This is a genomic window from Streptomyces capoamus (assembly GCF_014654935.1).
Taxonomy (GTDB): domain Bacteria; phylum Actinomycetota; class Actinomycetes; order Streptomycetales; family Streptomycetaceae; genus Streptomyces; species Streptomyces capoamus.
In genome coordinates this window covers 232554-233966 of sequence record NZ_BNBF01000010.1, presented here as the reverse complement: position 1 = coordinate 233966, position 1413 = coordinate 232554, and the positions used below count along the sequence as shown (strand labels likewise).

Genomic DNA, 1413 nt, shown 5'->3' with positions numbered 1-1413 from the left:
CGCCGGCGTCCACACGCACAGCATCACCAGCCCCGACCTGGGCATGGGCGCGTACCGGAACGCGTACATCATCCGGGAGCTGCTCGGCACGGAGTACTACCCGGTCGAGAAGACCGTCGCCTTCCAGGAGTTCGCGGTATGACCGGCACGCCCCCGACCTTCACCTTCCGTCCCGTCGACCCGCTGACGGACGCCGAACTGCTGCACTCCTGGGTCACCCATCCCAAGGCCGCCTTCTGGATGATGCAGGACGCGCGGCTCGAGGACGTCGAGCGCGCCTACATGGAGATCGCGGCGGACGAGCACCACCACGCGCTGCTCGGTCTCGCCGGGGACGGCACGCCCGCCTTCCTGATGGAGCGGTACGACCCCGCGCACCGGGAGCTGGCCGGGCTGTACGAGCCGCGGCCGGGCGATGTCGGCATGCACTTCCTCACCCCGGCCACCGACACCCCCGTGCACGGGTTCACCAGGTCCGTCATCACCGCCGTGCTGCGCCACCTCTTCGAGGACCCCGCCGTCCGGCGGGTCGTCGTGGAACCGGACGTCCGCAACACGGCCGTGCACGCCCTGAACGCGGCCGTCGGGTTCGTGCCCGAGCGGGAGATCGACAAACCGGAGAAGCGGGCCCTGCTGAGCTTCTGCACCCGCGCACAGTTCGAGAAGGCGGTGACCGCATGACCCTCGCCGACGCCGTGGCGCACCTGTCCCCCGAGCGCTGGGCGACCGCCAACCGGCTGCTGCTGCGCAAGGCGCTCGCCGAGTTCGCGCACGAGCGCCTGCTCACCCCCGAGCAGGACGGCGACGGGTACGTCGTCCGCAGTGACGACGGGCTCACCCGCTACCGGTTCCGGGCCGTGCGGCGGGCCCTGGACCACTGGCAGATCGACCCCGACTCCCTCACCCGGCACCGCGACGGCGCCGAACTTCCGCTGGCCGCGCTGGACTTCTTCATCGAGCTGCGCCAGTCCCTGGGGCTGAGCGACGAGATCCTGCCGGTGTACCTGGAGGAGATCTCCTCGACCCTGTCGGGCACCTGCTACAAGCTCGCCGAGCCCCGGCCGACCTCCGCCCAGCTGGCCCGCGCCGGCTTCCAGGACATCGAGACCGGGATGACCGAGGGCCACCCGTGCTTCGTCGCGAACAACGGGCGGCTCGGCTTCGGCATCCACGAGTACCTGGCGTACGCCCCCGAGACGGCCAGCCCGGTCCGGCTGGTGTGGCTGGCCGCCCACCGCTCGCGGGCCGCGTTCACGGCCGGCGCCGGGATCGAGTACGAGTCGTTCCTGCGCGCGGAGCTGGGCGAGAAGACGGTGGAGCGGTTCCGTGCCGTCCTCACCGACCGGGGCCTGGACCCGGCCGACTACCTGTTCATCCCGGTCCACCCCTGGCAGTGGTGGAACAAGCTGAGCG

Annotated in this window: 2 protein-coding genes and 1 pseudogene; all 3 read left to right on the top strand. The window is 71.3% G+C overall.

The genetic code is table 11. From position 1 onward, the window contains the following. Positions 1-142 (top strand): annotated as a pseudogene (locus IE312_RS40715) (alcaligin biosynthesis protein); the annotation flags it as partial. Then, on the top strand, positions 139-681 hold the full coding sequence (locus tag IE312_RS18330; RefSeq protein WP_189983080.1) for a GNAT family N-acetyltransferase: 543 nt from the start codon (positions 139-141) through the stop codon (positions 679-681). The pseudogene IE312_RS40715 and the gene IE312_RS18330, both read left to right, overlap by 4 nt. Then, positions 678-1413: IucA/IucC family protein (locus IE312_RS40710; RefSeq protein ID WP_306419772.1), on the top strand; the 736-nt coding region annotated here is incomplete at its 3' end. The genes IE312_RS18330 and IE312_RS40710, both read left to right, overlap by 4 nt.